General features: G+C 71.5%; 19 protein-coding genes. 5 read left to right on the top strand and 14 right to left on the bottom strand.

All coding sequences use genetic code 11. The features are described from left to right. Nucleotides 1-46: 46 nt before the first annotated feature. Nucleotides 47-1,003, top strand: coding sequence for a LacI family DNA-binding transcriptional regulator (locus tag FHS29_RS05225; RefSeq protein ID WP_184688821.1), 957 nt, complete (start codon nucleotides 47-49; stop codon nucleotides 1,001-1,003). A 113-nt stretch (nucleotides 1,004-1,116) separates the two neighbouring features. Here FHS29_RS05225 and FHS29_RS05220 read toward each other — a convergent pair whose 3' ends face one another. From FHS29_RS05220 to pyrE, 6 genes are all read right to left on the bottom strand, one after another. Beyond that, nucleotides 1,117-2,205, bottom strand: coding sequence for a glycoside hydrolase family 76 protein (locus FHS29_RS05220; RefSeq protein ID WP_184688819.1), 1,089 nt, complete (start codon nucleotides 2,203-2,205; stop codon nucleotides 1,117-1,119). Between the two features lie 25 nt (nucleotides 2,206-2,230). After that, complete coding sequence (locus FHS29_RS05215; RefSeq protein WP_184688817.1) at nucleotides 2,231-2,920, bottom strand: TrmH family RNA methyltransferase; 690 nt, start codon at nucleotides 2,918-2,920, stop codon at nucleotides 2,231-2,233. Nucleotides 2,921-3,096: 176 nt separating this feature from the next. Next, nucleotides 3,097-3,945 (bottom strand): hypothetical protein, encoded by an 849-nt coding sequence (locus FHS29_RS05210; protein WP_184688815.1) that lies wholly within the window; start codon nucleotides 3,943-3,945, stop codon nucleotides 3,097-3,099. A 194-nt stretch (nucleotides 3,946-4,139) separates the two neighbouring features. Continuing rightward, nucleotides 4,140-4,529, bottom strand: coding sequence for a DUF2784 domain-containing protein (locus FHS29_RS05205; protein WP_184688813.1), 390 nt, complete (start codon nucleotides 4,527-4,529; stop codon nucleotides 4,140-4,142). 64 nt (nucleotides 4,530-4,593) lie between these two features. Then, on the bottom strand, nucleotides 4,594-5,283 hold the full coding sequence (locus FHS29_RS05200) for a hypothetical protein (RefSeq protein WP_184688811.1): 690 nt from the start codon (nucleotides 5,281-5,283) through the stop codon (nucleotides 4,594-4,596). Nucleotide 5,284: 1 nt separating this feature from the next. After that, complete coding sequence (gene pyrE / locus FHS29_RS05195; protein WP_312864830.1) at nucleotides 5,285-5,839, bottom strand: orotate phosphoribosyltransferase; 555 nt, start codon at nucleotides 5,837-5,839, stop codon at nucleotides 5,285-5,287. Nucleotides 5,840-5,890: 51 nt separating this feature from the next. On the opposite strand from pyrE, the gene FHS29_RS05190 reads away from it, so the two are divergent. Further along, entirely contained in the window at nucleotides 5,891-6,451 is a 561-nt protein-coding gene (locus tag FHS29_RS05190; RefSeq protein ID WP_184688807.1) for a hypothetical protein, read from the top strand. 9 nt (nucleotides 6,452-6,460) lie between these two features. Here the strand turns inward: FHS29_RS05190 and FHS29_RS05185 are convergent, their stop codons facing one another. From FHS29_RS05185 to clpB, 6 genes are all read right to left on the bottom strand, one after another. Beyond that, entirely contained in the window at nucleotides 6,461-6,889 is a 429-nt protein-coding gene (locus tag FHS29_RS05185; protein WP_184688805.1) for a hypothetical protein, read from the bottom strand. Next, a complete protein-coding gene (locus FHS29_RS05180) occupies nucleotides 6,886-7,821 on the bottom strand; it encodes a WXG100 family type VII secretion target (RefSeq protein WP_184688803.1) in 936 nt (311 codons plus the stop codon). Before FHS29_RS05180 ends, FHS29_RS05185 begins: the two co-directional genes overlap by 4 nt. Then, nucleotides 7,818-8,171, bottom strand: coding sequence for a hypothetical protein (locus FHS29_RS05175; RefSeq protein ID WP_184688801.1), 354 nt, complete (start codon nucleotides 8,169-8,171; stop codon nucleotides 7,818-7,820). The genes FHS29_RS05180 and FHS29_RS05175 overlap by 4 nt, the downstream gene beginning before the upstream one ends. A 92-nt stretch (nucleotides 8,172-8,263) precedes the next feature. Continuing rightward, on the bottom strand, nucleotides 8,264-9,043 hold the full coding sequence (locus tag FHS29_RS05170; RefSeq protein WP_184688799.1) for an SDR family NAD(P)-dependent oxidoreductase: 780 nt from the start codon (nucleotides 9,041-9,043) through the stop codon (nucleotides 8,264-8,266). Then, nucleotides 9,040-9,735: a TtfA family protein gene (locus tag FHS29_RS05165; protein WP_184688797.1), complete on the bottom strand. Its 696-nt coding sequence runs from the start codon at nucleotides 9,733-9,735 to the stop codon at nucleotides 9,040-9,042. The genes FHS29_RS05170 and FHS29_RS05165 overlap by 4 nt, the downstream gene beginning before the upstream one ends. A gap of 118 nt (nucleotides 9,736-9,853) precedes the next feature. Beyond that, nucleotides 9,854-12,436: an ATP-dependent chaperone ClpB gene (gene clpB, locus FHS29_RS05160; RefSeq protein WP_184688795.1), complete on the bottom strand. Its 2,583-nt coding sequence runs from the start codon at nucleotides 12,434-12,436 to the stop codon at nucleotides 9,854-9,856. Nucleotides 12,437-12,601: 165 nt separating this feature from the next. Between clpB and FHS29_RS05155 the strand changes: the two genes are divergently transcribed. The 3 genes from FHS29_RS05155 to FHS29_RS05145 all read left to right on the top strand — a co-directional run bounded on the left by FHS29_RS05155 (nucleotide 12,602) and on the right by FHS29_RS05145 (nucleotide 15,025). Further along, nucleotides 12,602-12,979 (top strand): VOC family protein, encoded by a 378-nt coding sequence (locus tag FHS29_RS05155; RefSeq protein WP_184688794.1) that lies wholly within the window; start codon nucleotides 12,602-12,604, stop codon nucleotides 12,977-12,979. A 40-nt stretch (nucleotides 12,980-13,019) separates the two neighbouring features. After that, entirely contained in the window at nucleotides 13,020-13,400 is a 381-nt protein-coding gene (locus tag FHS29_RS05150; RefSeq protein WP_184688792.1) for a VOC family protein, read from the top strand. Between the two features lie 521 nt (nucleotides 13,401-13,921). Then, entirely contained in the window at nucleotides 13,922-15,025 is a 1,104-nt protein-coding gene (locus FHS29_RS05145) for an FAD-binding oxidoreductase (RefSeq protein WP_184688790.1), read from the top strand. Between the two features lie 102 nt (nucleotides 15,026-15,127). Here the strand turns inward: FHS29_RS05145 and FHS29_RS05140 are convergent, their stop codons facing one another. Together FHS29_RS05140 and dnaJ are read right to left on the bottom strand one after the other, a co-directional pair. Continuing rightward, nucleotides 15,128-15,556, bottom strand: coding sequence for a heat shock protein transcriptional repressor HspR (locus FHS29_RS05140; RefSeq protein WP_184688788.1), 429 nt, complete (start codon nucleotides 15,554-15,556; stop codon nucleotides 15,128-15,130). After that, nucleotides 15,553-16,719, bottom strand: coding sequence for a molecular chaperone DnaJ (gene dnaJ, locus FHS29_RS05135; RefSeq protein ID WP_184688786.1), 1,167 nt, complete (start codon nucleotides 16,717-16,719; stop codon nucleotides 15,553-15,555). The genes FHS29_RS05140 and dnaJ overlap by 4 nt, the downstream gene beginning before the upstream one ends. Nucleotides 16,720-16,737 lie beyond the last annotated feature (18 nt).

The raw sequence follows: 16,737 nt of genomic DNA, 5'->3' as shown, positions 1-16,737 counted from the left end.
GTATGGTCGCCGCAATCGCTTGCGCAAGGCCGAACGGGACGGGTCCATGGTCACCATGAAGGAGGTCGCCGCGCTGGCCGGTGTCTCCATCACCACGGTCTCACACGTGATCAACGAGACCCGGTCGGTCGCGTCGAGCACCAGGGAACGGGTGCTGAAAGCGATCGAGGAGACCGGGTACACCGGCGACGCGATCGCCCGCTCGCTGGTCACCGGGGGTACGAAGTCGCTGGGGCTGGCGGTGTCGCTGGTGTCGCACCCCTACTTCGCGGAGCTCATCGCGGCGATCGAGGGCGAGGCCACCCGGGCCGGGTACACGCTGGTGCTGATCGACACCCGGGACTCCGCCGAGTCGGAGCAGGCGGCGGTGCGGATGCTGCGGTCGCGCCGGGTCGACGGGGTGCTGCTGACGCCCACGGCCGGGTCGGCGGCGCTGCCCGAGCTGCGCCGGCTGGGTGTGCCGACGGTGCTGGTGGACCGGCTGACCGTGGCGAAGGACCTGGACCAGGTGGGGCCGGAGAACGTGCAGGCCACCTCCACCCTGGTGCGGCACCTGGCGGAGCTGGGGCACCGGCGGATCGGCCTGGTCACCGCCCCGCCGGGACTGGCGACCACCGACGAACGCGTGCTCGGCTACCGGCTGGGCCTGGGGCGCGCCGGTCTGGCGTGGGACGAGGGGCTGGTGACGCGGTCGCTGGACCCGTTGCTCGGGCGGGCGTCGGCGGTGGTGGTGAGCGACCACCAGGTGTTGATGGGCGTGCTGCACACGGCCCGTGCGCGGGGCGTGCGGATCGGCAGCGAACTGGCGCTGGTGACCTACGACGAGGTGGAGTGGGCGGAACTGGTCGACCCGCCGCTGACCACCATGGCGCAACCGGTGGAGGAGATCGGGCGGACCGCCGTGCGGTTGCTGCTGGCGCGCATCGCGGACCCGGACCGGGCGCCGGAGACGATCCGGCTGCCGCCCGAGTTGAAACACCGCCAATCCTGCGGATGTCACTAGTACGTGGGCCCGTGCTGATACCCGGCTTGGGTTCGGTGACCTTCGTGCGCTCCCCGTGCCGGACGACTCGCGCAGACAGTTCCGCCGGGACGCGGCCGTGCGGCCGGCGTGGCTCAGCTCTGCGGCGGCGTGCAGCCGTTGCGCTCCAACAGGGCCGCCGCTTCCAACGCCATCCACCCACCCAGCTGGACGGACAGGTCCCGCTCCGGTTCGTCCTTCGTCGGCCGCACCGCCCGCACCGTCCACTCCGGACCGAACAGCGGGCCGCCGACCACCGTCGTCCGGTTCGCCCACAGCGCGTCCGCCGACCTGAACACGAGGTCGGCCGCCTTGGCGGCCTCCGGCCGGTCGAGCTCCAGCGCCGCCAGCGCGAGGTAGCGCATGAGGATCCCGCCGAACAGGCCGCCGTCCCCGCCGCCGTGACCGCGCAGCACGCCGTCCGTGGCGAGGTTCTTGTCCACGGCCGTGATGATGCGGGCGGCGCGGTCGGCGTACTCCGCGCTGCCGAGTTCGACGCACGCGCCGAGCACCACGCCCTGGCCGTACGTGTAGAGGTTCTTCTCGACCTCCCGGACCGAGCCGTCGGGGTGGACGTGCAGGCCGTCCCAGAACAGCCCGGTCTCCTCGTCCAGCAGGTGGTCCTCGACCCAGTCCACGATGGACCGAGCCCGACCCAGGTCCCCGTACTCGCCACCGGCTCCCGCGAGGCGGGCGAAGAAGATCGCCGCCGGACCGTTGGCGGGGACGTTCTTGAAGTCGTCGTTCCGCTTCCACCAGATCCCGCCGCCCGCGTGGTCGGTCCACCCGGCGCGCAGCCGGCGCGCGATGGCGTCGACGGCACCGGGCTTCTCGACCCCGGCCCGGGCGGCTCGCTGCAGGGCCAGGCCGAGCCACGCGATGTCGTCGTAGAAGTCGTTCGTCCAGCCGAGCACGTTGCGGACCCGGATGCCGCGCACCAGCCGCCGGATCGTGGTGAGCCGGGCGTCGCTGGGGGCGCGGAGCTGGGCGTCCAGGACGCAGTCCAGCAGGTGCGCCTGCCACCAGTAGCCGAACCGCAGGTGCACCCGGCCGGGCCAGTCCACCGGCCACCCGACGGCGCCGAGCAGCGTGCCCGGCAGGCCCCAGACCCGGCGCAGGTGGCGCGACTCGACCGCGCGTTCGGCCACGCCCGCGCGGGCGGCGAGGAGCTTGGGCGTCGTCACCCGTCCAGCTTGCCCACTTGACCGTTCAAGTCGCGCGCCGGAACAGCTCCCAGTGGTAGAGCGCCATGGCCACGCTCGTGGTGAGGTTGTAGCTGGACACCTTCGGCCGCATCGGCAACGACACCACCCGGTCGGCCCGCGCCCGCACCACGTCCGACAGCCCGTGCCGCTCGGACCCGAAGGCCAGCACGGCGCCGTCCGGGATCCGCGCGTCCCGCAGGTCCTCCCCGTCGGCGTCGAAGGCGATCACCTCGCCCTCGATCCCGCCCACCCCGTCCAGGCGCCCCACCGGCACCGCGAAGTGCAACCCCGCGCTGCCCCGCACGACGTTGGGGTGCCACGGGTCCACGTCCCCGACCGACACCACGCCACCGGCGCCCAACCCGGCGGCCACCCGGATCACCGCACCGAAGTTGCCCAGGTTGCGCGGGTTGTCCAGCAGCACCAGCGGCGCGGTCCGCGCACCGAACCCCGGCTCGGCGGGCCGTCGGGCCACACCGCCGACGCCGGTCGGGTGCGCCCGGCCGACCACCCGGACGAACTCGGCGGCATCGACCACCCGCGCGCGCTGCTCGAACACGCCGACCAGGTCAGGCGCATGGGACCGGGCGAACGCCACCGCCTTCGCCGCGTCGAGCACCACGACGGGGTCCACTTCCGCACCGAACCGCAACGCGTGCTTGACCGCGTGAAAGCCCTCCAGCGTGACGCTCATCCGACCATCATCGCGAACCCCGCCCGTCACCCGAGCGGGGTCGTCACCGCTACTTCTTGTCGGTGTCCCCGCCGCTTCCGGTCTCGCCGCCACGGGGAATGCCTGCCGAGGTCGAATCGATCATCGGCGGAGACTACAGCTCGCCGGGATGACTCCTTCGGGTGACCCGCCGCTGTTCAGGCCAGATCCAGTTTCACCCCGACCTTGCGATATGCCGGTATGTCGCACACGGTCAGCGTGGTTTCCGGCTGGCCGGCCCGGTTCACGGTCTGGGTGAGCGTGTAGTCGTCGCGGGTGGGCACGAGTCCGAGCTTGTCCACCCGCACGTGGTAACCGACTGGCAGCGTGATGACGTACTGGGCGAACGGCACGATCTCGCCGAACGACACCAGCAGCTCGTCCGGCAGGTAGCCCTTCATGAACGGTGCGCACTTGGCGGGCCAGAACACGTCCACCACGAAGCTCACCTCTTCACCGCGCAGAGCGGGCTCGTCGAGGTGCACCATCGTCTTCAGCCGCCGGTGGTCCAGCCACGCGGTGGTCACGCCGAACCGCGTGCCGCCTTCACCGCCGACCTGGACACTGCGCACCTTCACCTTCACCCGCCGGATCAGCCGGACCGGCCAGTCCCAGTTGGTCCGATCGGTAAAACTGCAGAAGTCCAACTCGTCACAGCGGACCACAATGGTGAAGGCGATGTGCTGGTGCACGTCCCCGTTCGACCGGATGTCCACTTCCTGGTGCCAGTACTTCACCGCCCATTTCCGGCCGTGCCGCTTTTCCAGGGTGTCGCAGTAGCGCAACAGCAGCCGGCGTTCCGCGTCGTCCCGGCGGTGCCACGCCACCCGGTTCGCCACCAGCAGCACGACGAGCACCGTCACACCGCCGGTGACCAGCATCCACCCGATGGCGCGCAGACCTGCCGCGACGGCCGCGAAGCCGGCGGCGACCGAGGCCGCGGCGGACGCCTCCAGCGGTCCGAAGACGCCGGAGTGCACCACGTAGTCCCGCAGCCACGAACCCATCACCGCCCCCGGCGCCCGACGCCTGCCGCGGTGCGCGGGTTCCCGAACCTCAAGACGTGTCCGAGCCACCCCCATCGCCGACCGCCTTTCCCCGACCCGTGGTTCCAGGGTAAGGCACGGAAACGCCCGCGGAATTACGATTCGTACGGTCGGGTACTCGATTGGTCCACTACGGTGATGGCCGAATGGGCACTTTATCGGTGATTGGTGAACTGCACCGGATTACACATTTGTTCAGCCCGTCGCTTCAGCCAGAAGCCGGCCCACGAGGCGGCCACCGCGAAGCCCACCAGGAGCTGCACGGTGCGGGCCGCGGACTCCGGGTACAGCACACCGTCGATGTAGGTGTCGATGAAGCCGCTGGCCAGTTCCGGTTGGCCGGCGGCGCTGCGGAAGGTGTTCTCCAGCCAGGTCAGCGGGCACGCCAGCGGGAACGTCACGACCAGCAGGCCCCAGGCGGCCATCGCCAGGTGCGGGTAGATGAGGCGCGGCCAGCGCCAGGCCAGGAAGCCGCCCACCACCAGGAACACCAGCACGGCGAAGTGGAGCACCATGACCAGTTCGGCGAACGCCAACGCGACCACAGCGACCTCCCTTGACTGCCAGAGTAGGCCGGAATACCCGCGGATGCGCCTGATATAACGCGCGTCACCCGCGCGGCAGCGCCTGCCAGGGGACTCGGGACGCCACGTCGAGCAGCAGGTCGGCGAGGTGGCCCAGCGGGGCCTGGAGCATCGGGCCGGGCACCGCCGCCGCCAGGTTGTGCTCGTCGAACGCGATCGCCACGCCGTTCGCGCGCGGGTCCTGGAGCAGGGCCTGCGGCAGGCCGGAGCCGAGCAGCGCGGTGGCGAAGGCCGGGTTCTTGCGGCGCACCTCGTAGCGGGCGTCGAACGCCGGGTCTCCGGTGGCCACGAACTGCTCGAACAGGCCCCACACGCTGTCGTTGCGCGGGCTGATCAGCACCCACGGGCCCGGCATCGGACGCGGCACGACGACCACGGAGTACGTCCGGTACTCCGAGGTCACCATGTTGTCCGCGCGCAGCACGACCTCCACCGCGAGCACCGGCACGCCCCGCCAGTGGCCGACCAGCTGGAACTTCACCCGGCTGCGGTCGGCCTCCAGCATCCGGCCGATCTGCGGCACGCGTTCCTGGAAACCCTGGTCCTCGGCGACGAACCGCCAGCCCAGGGACGCCTCCAAGGCCCGCATCCGCTGCTCGCACTGGTTCACGAACCGCGGGTTCGTGAACGGGTTGCGCTTGCGGCGCGCCAGCCCCACGGCGACCCCCACCCCGAGGATCGCCACGATCACCAGGAGCAGGACGAGGCTCACCATGTCAGGCCAGGCCGAGGTCGGCGAGGTCCAGCAGGTAGCGGTACGGCAGGCCCTGCGCCTCGATCACCTCACGGGCCACCGTGCCGCGGTCCACCACGGTCGCCACGCCCACCACGGTCGCGCCCGCCTCGCGCAGGGCTTCGACCGCGGTCAGCACGCTGCTGCCCGTGGTGGAGGTGTCCTCCACGGCGAGCACGCGCTGCCCGGCGACCTCGATGCCCTCGATCCGGCGCTGCATGCCGTGCTGCTTGGTGGCCTTGCGCACCACGAACGCGTCCAGCACGTCACCGGCCGCCGAGGCGGCGTGCATCATCGCGCACGCCACGGGATCCGCGCCCAGCGTCAGACCGCCCGCCGCGACGTAGTCCCAGTCGGCGGTGAGCTGGCGCAGGAGCCTGCCGATCAGCGGGGCGGCGGCGTGGTGCAGCGTCGCCCGCCGCAGGTCGATGTAGTAGTCGGCCTCGGCACCCGAGGACAACGTCACCTTGCCGTGCACGACGGCCAACTCGCTCACCAACCGCGCCAGTTCGGCCTTGGCGCCGGAGTCCAGAACCACTTCAGTTCGCACGGGTTCCAAGACTGTCATACGCCCGTACGCTGGCACACCGTGACGCTTCCCGACACCCTGATCGTCGAGCAGCCGTGGGGCGCAGCCCGGCACCTGTTCGGCACCCGCTTCGAGACCCGCGCGTACACCGAGCAGGGCGCACCGGTCGCCGTGGCGGCCGACCGGAAGCGGCTCGGGCCGGTGCGCAAGCTGTTGCGCGCCACGGGTTTCTCGGGTCGCACGACGTTCGACCTGGCGGTGTCGCAGCTCGGGCAGCCGCTGCTGCTGATCCGGAAAGGGCCGGGCAAGCCACCCACCCGGGTGTCCCGCCCGGACGGCGTCCCGCTCGGCTCGGTGGTCAAGGAGAGCCGCACCCACTACGCGCTGCTCGACCCGTCCGGGCGACGGATCTGCTACTTCGGCGACGTGGCCGGCTTCACGCAGGGCGCGATCGCCAGGCGGGACGGCCGCAGGGTGCGCCGGGACGTGCTGCACGTCCGTCCGGGCACCCCCGAACCGGCGCGCTCGCTGGCGATCGCGGTGGGTCTCGCGTTCGACGTGGTCCGGGGTGTCGGCACGAACCACACCGGGGGCGGCGGGTTCGACTTCCCCGCCGCCTGACCGCTGCGGCTACCAGGCGTCCTGGGTGAACTGCCCCGGCTCGTCGTCGTCGTCGCGGCGGGCCGGTCGCGGGGTGCCGGAGGCGACGACGTCCTCCGGGTCGTTGCCCTCCTGGAGCGCGTTGTAGGCCCGCTGGAGCTCGGGCACGCCGGCCTGCAACGCGCGCTGCACGCTCTCGTCGCCCGCCCGCTCGCCGGACGCGATGTCCTGCCACGTCATCTCGCCCGCGTCGATCCGGCGGGCCAGGTCGCGCAGTTCCTTCGGCGCGGCGGCGCTGTTGGCGAACCGGTTGATCTCGGCGTAGTCGGCCTCGGTCAGGCCCTTGGACCGCAGCTGCACCTGGACGGCCTCACGGGAGATCCGCTCGGCCGCCGCCAGCCGCTGGTCCACGTCGGCGACCAGCGCGTCCAGCCGGGCCCGGTCGTAGGGGAACGTCACTGCCCACCCCCGCCGCCCGCGCCGGCACCGCTCGGGGCGGGAGCCGGGGCTCCACCGCCACCGCCACCACCGGCCGTCCCGCCGCCACCGCCGCCCGCACCCGCGGTGTACCGGCCGGTGCCGCCGACGGCGCCCTTGAGGCCGTAGCCGTCCAGCGCGAGGCTGAACGCACCCGACTTCACCGCCGACTTGCCGTTGTCGAACTTCTGCTTGCCGTCCTGCACGCCGTCCACCACGTCGAGCAGGTCGTTGACGTCGCGCACGTCCTTGAGCTTGGCCAGCGCGGTGCCCATGGCGACGATGCCGTCGACCATGCCCTGGACGCCCTCGATGATGGTCTGGATGGAGAGGATGATCTTGCGGATGGCGTCCACGATCTGGATGGCGTCGTAGACCATCCACACCGCCTTGCCCCAGCCGACCACCGGGATGGGCGCCATGAGCACGGCTTCCATCAGCTTGGTGACCAGCTTGTCCAGCAGCGTCAGCGCCAGCCCGGTGGCCGTGCGGCAGGTCGACGCCATGGACTGGAACTTGTTGCCGATGATCCGGGCCACCTGCGAGTCCGCCTCGATGGCGAGCACCCACATGGTGTTCATCCGCAGCTCGAACGCCTGCGCCGCGTCGCCGTCCCAGTGCGGCGACAGCTGCTCCACGCCCGCGCCCACGTTGTGCCGCACCGAGTCCAGGGCCTTGGCGACCTGGTCCCACGCGTTGGCGTTGGCGTCGATCTTCTCGAAGTCGCCCAGCAGCGGGCTGATCAGCGACTCGATCAGGTTCTCGCCGGTGACCTTCTCATAGATCCAGTTGACGCCCTGGATCTTCCAGCCGGCCTTCTCGATGAGCTCCTTGGTGGTCTGCCGGCCCGGCCGGTCCTCGGCGGCGACGCGGAGGGCGACGGAGGGGTCCTCGACGTCGGCGTACCCGGTCACCTGCCACCGCCCAGGGTGGGCGCCTGCGCGGCCTCGGCGAGCTTGGCCAGCACCTCGTCGAGCAGGCTCATCGCGGCTTCCTCGCCCTTGGCGTACAGGTCGGCGGCCTTGGTCAGGCCCTCGGCCTCCTTGGTCATCATCCGGTTCGCGAAGTCCAGCGTCTCGCCGTACAGGTTCGCGACCCCGGTGACGACCGGGTGGAGCAGCGTCAGCAGCCCGGTGAAGCCGGCGGTGTCACCGCCCTTGGTGACCGCGTGGTCCTTGATGGTCAGGAAGTGCTGCGCGTTGCGGGTCAGCAGCTCGCCGTACCCGTGCAACTCGGCAGGCTCGACCTTGAAGCCTTCACCCATGGACGGATCCCTCCTCACTCCGATTCGGGGAGTGGGACGGTCCGGACGGCCGTCGGGTTCCCGCCGTTCGCCACCGATCGCGGGGCGGTGGGTCAGGTCCGGCCGCGCGCTCCGGCGGCCCGGGACGCCAGGGCGCGCAGCAGCGGACGCGGGATGAGCCTGCTCAGCGTCGCGATCGCCTTGTACTGGAGACCGGGGATGGACAGCTGCCTGCCGGACCGCAGGTCGGCCAGGCAGTCGTGCACCACGCGGTCGGCGTCCAGCCAGAGGAACTCCGGGGTCTTGGACATGTCGATCCGCGCGCGCTCGTGGAACTCGGTGTGCACGAAGCCGGGGCACAGGGCCAGCACGCGCACCCCCGTGCCCGCCGTGGCCTGCGCCATGCCCTCGGAGAACGCGGTCACCCACGCCTTGTCCGCGCTGTAGGTCGAGCCGCGGCCGGGCAGGAAGCCGGCGATGCTGGACACGTTGACCACCGCGCCCCGACGACGCTGCACCATGCCGGGCAGCGCGGCGCGGGTCAGCCGCAGCACGCTGGTCACGTTCACGTCGAGCTGGGTCTGGAGCTTGTCCGCGTCGGCGGCGAAGAACTCACCCGAAATGGCGAACCCGGCGTTGTTCACCAGCAGGTCGAAGGGGCGGGCCGCCAGCACCCGCTCGACCTCGCCGCGGCCTTCCCCGGTCGCCAGGTCGGCGGGCAGCACCTCCACCCGCACGCCGTGCTGCGCCCGCAGCTTCCCGGCGGTCTCCTCCAACCGGTCCACCGTGCGGGCGACCAGCACCAGGTCGTGCCCCTCGGCGGCGAGCCTGCGCGCGAAAGCGGCCCCGATCCCGGCGGTCGCGCCGGTGACCAGGGCGAGCGGCGGGGTCACTGCTTGCGGCCGAACTGCGGGCGGTGGACCTCGCCACCGGTGTCGGCGTCCGGATCGGCGTCGAACGGGTCGACCACGTCTGCCAGCTCCCCGAGATCGCGCAACAGTCGTTCCAGCCGGGCGGGTGTCGAGTTCGGCGGCGCCGCCGCCAGCACCCAGTCGTCCTCCAGCCAGACCACGGTGACGTCCGCGCCGATCTCCTCGGCGGCGTCCACCAGGTCCGGCGTGATCAGCTTGCGGGCGGCGGGCAGCTCGCTGACGAACGCGTACCGCGAGCCCACCGGGCCGAGCAGGTCGGGCATCTGGTCGCGCTGGAACGGCACGCTGGGCAGCCACAGCTCGACCACCACGCCGAGCGCACGCCGGCAGCGCACGCCCACCAGCACCGAGTTGACCTTGCCCCCGGTCTCGTGGTCGAGCACGTAGACCTGGCGGCGGCCGTCCGCGGTGAACGTCGAGCCCGCCACCACGTCCTTCGCCACGCCGGTGCCGTAGTACGCGATCGCGCCGCTCTCCCAGCGGGTGGGCAGCACGTGGTCGGTCTCCTCGAACTGCCACCCGCGCAACGCCGCCCACCGACGCCGCTCGCGGTTACGCGCGGTTCGCTGCGCCCGGTCGGTCGCGAGCAGAGCGAACCCCGCCACGCCCGCGACGGCGGCGACGGTGAACCAGACCCACGCCGGTATGCCCACGACTGCGAGAGTAGCGGGCCCGGGGACGAGAACGAAGATCACTGCGCCTAATCGTCGCCGTGCCGCTCGGACGGGCGAGGTCGCCCGGGAGTCCCGCGGCGACCTCGCCCGGCGAAGCTCAGGTACGGCCGACGATCAGGCCGGATTGGTCGTCGAGGACGTCGACCTTCACCGTGTCGCCGTCCCGCACCTCGCCCGCCAGCAGTTCCTTCGCCAGCTGGTCGCCGATGGAGGACTGCACCAGCCTGCGCAGCGGCCGGGCGCCGTAGACCGGGTCGAAGCCGTTGATCGCGAGCCACTCGCGGGCGGCCGGGCTGACCTCCAGGGACAGCCGGCGCTGGGCCAGCCGGCGGGCCAGCCGGTCCACCTGGATGTCCACGATCGAGGTCAGCTCCTCGGTGGCCAGCGCGTGGAACACCACCACGTCGTCCAACCGGTTGAGGAACTCCGGCTTGAAGTGCGTGCGGACCACCGACATGACGGCGTCGTTGCGCTGCCGCTCGTCCAGGTTGGCGTCCGCGATGACCTGCGAGCCCAGGTTCGAGGTGAGCACCAGGATGGTGTTGCGGAAGTCGACCGTGCGGCCCTGGCCGTCGGTCAGCCGGCCGTCGTCCAGCACCTGGAGCAGCACGTCGAACACGTCCGGGTGAGCTTTTTCCACCTCGTCGAGCAGCACCACGCTGTACGGCCGCCGCCGGACGCTCTCGGTCAGCTGCCCGCCCTGGTCGTAGCCGACGTAGCCGGGGGGCGCACCGACCAGGCGGGCCACCGAGTGCTTCTCGGAGTACTCGCTCATGTCGATCCGGATCATCGCCCGCTCGTCGTCGAACAGGAACTCGGCCAGCGCCTTGGCCAGCTCGGTCTTGCCCACGCCGGTCGGCCCGAGGAACAGGAAGCTGCCGGTCGGGCGGTCCGGGTCGGCCACGCCCGCGCGGGTCCGCCGCACCGCGTCGGAGACCACGCGCACCGCCTCGGCCTGGCCGACGACGCGCTTGGCCAGCTCGTCCTCCATCCGCAGCAGCTTCGCCGTCTCGCCCTCCAGCAGCCGGCCCGCCGGGATGCCGGTCCACGCGCTGACCACGTCCGCGACGTCGTCCGGGCCGACCTCCTCCTTCAGCATCACCGCCGCGTCCTGGGTGCTGCGGGTCGCGGTCTCCAGCTCCTTCTCCAGCGCCGGGATGCGGCCGTAGCGCAGCTCGGCGGCCCGGCCCAGGTCGCCGTCCCGCTCGGCCCGCTCGGACTCGCCGCGCAGCTGCTCCAGCTGCTCCTTCAGGTCGCGGACCTTCTCGATCGAGCCCTTCTCGTTCTGCCAGCGCGCGGTCAGCGCGGACAGCGTCTCGCGCTGCTCGGCCAGCTCGGCGCGCAGCGCGGCGAGGCGTTCGACCGAGGCCGGGTCGGACTCCTTGGCCAGCGCCATCTCCTCGATCTCCAGCCGGCGCACGGCCCGTTCCACCTCGTCGATCTCCACCGGCCGGGAGTCGATCTCCATCCGCAGCCGGGACGCCGACTCGTCCACCAGGTCGATCGCCTTGTCCGGCAGGAACCGGGCGGTGATGTACCGGTCGGACAGCGTGGCGGCGGCGACCAGGGCGGCGTCGGTGATGCGCACGCCGTGGTGCACCTCGTAGCGGTCCTTCAGGCCGCGCAGGATGCCGATCGTGTCCTCCACGGACGGCTCACCCACCAGGACCTGCTGGAACCGGCGTTCCAGCGCGGCGTCCTTCTCGATGTGCTCGCGGTACTCGTCCAGCGTGGTCGCCCCGACCATCCGCAGCTCGCCGCGGGCCAGCATGGGCTTGATCATGTTGCCCGCGTCCATGGCGGACTCGCCGGTCGCGCCGGCTCCCACGATCGTGTGAAGTTCGTCGATGAACGTGATCACCTGGCCCGCCGAGTCGGTGATCTCCTTGAGCACGGCCTTGAGCCGCTCCTCGAACTCGCCCCGGTACTTCGCGCCCGCGACCATCGCGCCCAGGTCCAGCGCCACGACCCGCTTGCCGCGCAGCGACTCCGGCACGTCGCCGGCGATGATCCGCTGCGCCAGGCCCTCCACGATGGCGGTCTTGCCCACGCCGGGCTCGCCGATCAGGACCGGGTTGTTCTTGGTGCGGCGGCTGAGCACCTGCACCACCCGGCGGATCTCGGTGTTGCGGCCGATCACCGGGTCGAGCTCGCCCTTGCGGGCCCGTTCGGTCAGGTCGACGCCGTACTTCTCCAACGCCTTGTAGGTGCCCTCCGGGTCCGGGCTGGTCACCCGCGCGGAGCCGCGCACCTTGCCGAACGCCTCCTTCAGCGCGTCCGGCGTCGCGCCGTGCCGGGTGAGCAGGTCGGCGACCTGGCCGCCGTGGTGGGCCAGGCCCACCAGCAGGTGCTCGGTGGAGACGTACTCGTCCCCCATCTCGGTGGCCAGTTCCTGGGCCTTGCCGAGCACGCGGACGGCGTCCCGGGACAGCTGCGGCGCGGACACCGACGAACCGCTCGCCGCGGGCAGCGCGCGGGCCAGCTGCTCCAGCTCCTTGTGCACCAGCTTCGGGTCCGCGCCCACGGCGGACAGCAGCGGCGCGGTCAGCCCGTCGCCCTGGGCCAGCAGCGCGCCGAGGAGGTGGACCGAGCTGACGTCGGGGTTCCCCGCGATCGTCGCCGCCTGCACCGCGGCGGACACCGCCTGCTGCGTCTTCGTGGTCGGGTTGAAAGCGTCCATTCCTCACCTCGGTCGGCGTGTCGTGCACAGGGCCGGCGTTCCGAACCGCCCGCCACCCACCTCAACGTCAGAAAAGTTGAGCCAGTTCCGCTCAACCTAGCGGAAGTGGTGTGTCCTGGGCCACGGCTTGACCTCCACCATGCTGGAGGTTTTACGGTGAGTGACATGACCGTGAAGCTGAACCACACCATCGTTTCCGCTCACGACGCCCAAGCCACCGCCGACTTCCTGGTCCAGGTCTTCGGGTTCCGACCCGCCGTCCCGTTCGGGCCGTTCCTCTGCGTCGAGACCGACAACGAGGTCTCCCTCGACATCATGTCCGTGACCGACGCCATCACCCCGCAGCACTACGCGTTCCTGGTGTCCGACGCCGAGTTCGACCGGATCTTCGACCGGGTGCGCGAGCGCGGCCTGCCGTACTGGGCCGACCCGTTCCACCGGGAACCCGGTGTGATCAACACCAACGACGGCGGGCGGGGCGTGTACTTCGAGGACCCCAACGGGCACAACCTGGAGATCATCACCGTCCCGTACGGGGGCTAAATCCGGTGCGCCCGCCCGGCGGACCCGTGATGATCCGCGCATGACTTCACTCGTGCAACACATCACGATCGACTGCGGGGACGCCTACGAGCTGGGCCAGTGGTGGAGCCGGGTGACCGGCAGGCCGCTGGCCGACGACGACGAGCCCGGCGACCCGGAGGTGCTGATCAAGCTGCCCGCGGGCCCCGGACTGCTGTTCATCCAGGTACCCGAGGGCAAGGCGGTGAAGAACCGGGTGCACCTCGACCTCCAGCCCGACTCCACGCGGGACGAGGAGGTGGAGCGGCTGCTCGGCATCGGCGCCACCCTGGTCGACGACCGGCGCCGGCCGGACGGCAAGGGGTGGGTCGTGCTGGCGGACCCGGAGGGCAACGAGTTCTGCGTGGAACGCAGCGCAGCGGAGCGGGCCGCCAACCCCTGACCCGGTCACCCACATGTCGCAGTGAGGTTGTCCACACCACCGGCGTAGTTGTCCACAATCCGCAGGTGGGAATCCACAGGTCACCACGGCACACCGCACTGGTGCGGAACACCAGCCGCCACCAGGGTGACGCCGCCGAGGTAGCTTCGGCGGGTCGGGACGCGGATTCCGCCGATCGAAGCACTTGGTCGGCGAAAATCGTGGCTCGACCCGCCGACGTCCACCGGGATCCGGCCCGACATGCCTCCGGGCAGGTCAATCCGACCCCGGATGACCACCTGAAAGTTGCAACTGACCGTGACCGCGCGTAATCGCACTGCACTCGAAGGTGGCATCAAGGAGTCAACCGGCCAGTTGACGGGTTAGCCTCCCATCGTCGGGGATGGATGCTTGACGAGGACGTAGCGCCTTGCTGGCGCCGCCAGAAACGTGGAGACTGCGCCCGGACCATGACTGCGAACGCTGTGTTGAGCCCCATCCCGAGCCCTCCCCACCGAGAACCTCCTCCGGGTGTCACCGCGATGGTGCGGATGATCCGGGAGAGCTTCGCGGTGGTCGAGCCGCGCTCCGAAGAGGTCGCCAAGTTCTTCTACGGCATGCTCTTCAGCCTGGCGCCCGCGACCCGCGAGATGTTCCCCGCGAACATGGAGGTGCAGCGGAGCAGGCTGCTCCGGGCCCTGGTCCACGTCGTGCAGATGGTGGACCGCCCGGACGACCTGATCCCGTTCCTGCGCCAGCTCGGCCGTGACCACCGCAAGTTCGGCGTGGTCAACGTGCACTACGAGTCGGTCGGCACCGCCCTGCTGGCGGCCGTGAAGAAGTACGCGGGCAGCGCGTGGACGCCCCAGGTCGAGCTGGCCTGGGCCGAGGCGTACACGATCATGGCCCGCGCCATGCAGGAGGCGGCGGCGGCCGACGACGGACCCGCCTACTGGCACGCCACCGTGCTGGAGCACCAGCGGGTGAGCTGGGACCTGGCCGTGGTGCGGCTCCAGCCGGACCACCCCATCGGCTACCGCGCCGGCCAGTACGTGAGCGTGGAGACGCCGCAACGGGCCCGGCTGTGGCGGTACTTCTCGCCCGCCAACGCCCCGCGCGACGACGGCATCATCGAGTTCCACGTGCGCTCGGTGGAGGCCGGCTGGGTGAGCCGGTCGGTCGTCGGTCACACCCAACCGGGCGACGTCTGGCGCATCGGTCCGCCGATGGGCCGGCTGCACGTCGACCGGAAGTCCGGCAACGACGTGCTCATGGTGGCCGGCGGCACGGGCGTCGCGCCGATGCACGCGATCATCGACGAGATGGCGCAGTGGGGCGAGAACCCCCGCGTGCACCTGTTCGTCGGCGGCCGGACCCGCGAGGACCTCTACGACCTGGACAACCTGCAACGGTTCGCCATGACCAACCCGTGGCTGACCGTCGTGCCGGTGCTGGAGTCCGACCCCGGCGCGCGCGGGGTGGAGCAGGGCACCCTGGCCGACGTGGTCACCCGGTACGGGGCCTGGGAGGACCGGGACGTGCTGGTGTGCGGTTCGCCGTCGATGATCCGGGCCACCGTGTCCCGGATGCTCGTCGCCGGCACGCCACTGGACCGCATCAAGTACGACCCGTTCACGCTGGACTGAGCCCGGACGGCCAGGTCTCCGCTCGCGGCCTGGCCGGCACCCGGGTCCCGGACGGCTCGGCCGGTGCTCGCTGCGGGCCGGTGCTCGCTGCTCGCGGTCCGGTCAGCGCTTGCGGTTGGGCTTCCAGACCACCAGGGCCGTCTCGTGCCGGACCGGCACGAGGTCGCGGCGCAGCGAGGCGTGCACGGAGGCCGCCGCGTGCTCGGCCGCAGCCAGCGCGGACGCGAGTTCCTCGGTCAGCTCCGCCAGTCGGGCGCGCAGCGCGCCCACCTCGTTCTCCAGCTCGATGATCCGCTTGATGCCCGCCAGGTTCACGCCCTCCTCCTGGGAGAGGCGCTGCACCTCGCGCAGCAGCACGATGTCGCGCATCGAGTACCGCCGCCCGCCACCGGACGTGCGCCCCGGCGACACCAGACCCAACCGGTCGTACGACCGGAGGGTCTGCGCGTGCAGGCCGGACAGCTGCGCCGCCACGGAGATCACGAAGAACGGGGTGTCCTCGTCCGTTCCGGGCGGGAACGGAAAAGTCATGTAGACCTCTTCTCCACCAGGGCGTTGAGGTCCGCCCTCGGGTCGTGCTGAGCCGTCTTCGACGCGTACGCCTCCAACGCCTCGCGCGCGGCGGCGTCCATGTTGTTCGGCACCGCCACCTGCAGCGTGATCAGCAGGTCGCCGACCTGGCCGTCACGCCTGGCGATGCCCTTGCCCTTGGCCCGCAGCACCCGGCCGGAAGCCGTGCCCGCGGGCACCTTCAACGTCACCTTGCCGTCCAGCGTGGGCACGGTCAACGTGGTGCCCAGCGCCAGTTCGGGGAACGTCACCGGCACGGTCACGGTCAGGTTGTTGCCCGACCGCCCGAACAACGGGTCCGGGTTGACGTGCACGCGGACGAACAGGTCGCCGTTGGGCCCGTTGTTGCGGCCCGGCTCGCCCTGCCCGGCCAGCCTGATCCGCTGCCCGTCGTCCACCCCCGCCGGGATGCGGATGGTCAGCGTGCGGGTCTTGGTGCTCACCCCGTCGCCACCGCAGTCCGGGCACGGGTCGTCCACGATCCGCCCGGTGCCCCGGCAGTCGGCGCACGGCTCGGAGAACGCGAACGCACCCTGGTTGCGGGTCACCAGGCCCGCGCCGGCGCAGTTCGGGCAGGTGCGCGGCGAGGTGCCCGGCCGTGCCCCGGAACCCGCGCAGGTGGAGCAGGTCGCCGGGCTGGACAGCCGCATCGGCACCGTCGCGCCCTGCACCGCCTCGGTGAAGTCGATCCGCACGTCGGTCTCGACGTCCTCGCCCCGGCGCGGCCTGGTCGCCGACGACGCCGTGCCGCCGGCCCGCCGGTTGAACAGGCCGCCGAGCAGGTCGCCCAGGCCGCCCATGCCACCGGCCTGCTGCTGCCGGCTGAACAGGTCGCCGACGTCGAAGCCGCCGCCCTGCCCGAAGCCGCCGGGGAAGCCCCCGCCGCCCGCGAACAGCCGGCGGGCCTCGTCGTACTGCTTGCGCTTGGCGGTGTCCGAGAGCACGCCGTACGCCTCGGACACCGACTTGAAGCGCGCCTCGGCCTTGGCGTCACCGGGGTTGGCGTCGGGGTGGAGCTCCCGCGCCAGCTTCCGGTACGCCTTCTTCACCTCGTCGGCCGAGGCGTCCGAGGAGACGCCCAGCTCACGGTAGAAGTCCTTGTCGATCCAATCCCGAGCACTCACCCGGACGTCCCCCCTTCC

The organism is Saccharothrix tamanrassetensis (assembly GCF_014203665.1).
Taxonomy (GTDB): domain Bacteria; phylum Actinomycetota; class Actinomycetes; order Mycobacteriales; family Pseudonocardiaceae; genus Actinosynnema; species Actinosynnema tamanrassetense.
The sequence above is the reverse complement of the archived record's forward strand: the minus strand, read 5'-3'. Positions and strand labels throughout refer to the sequence as shown.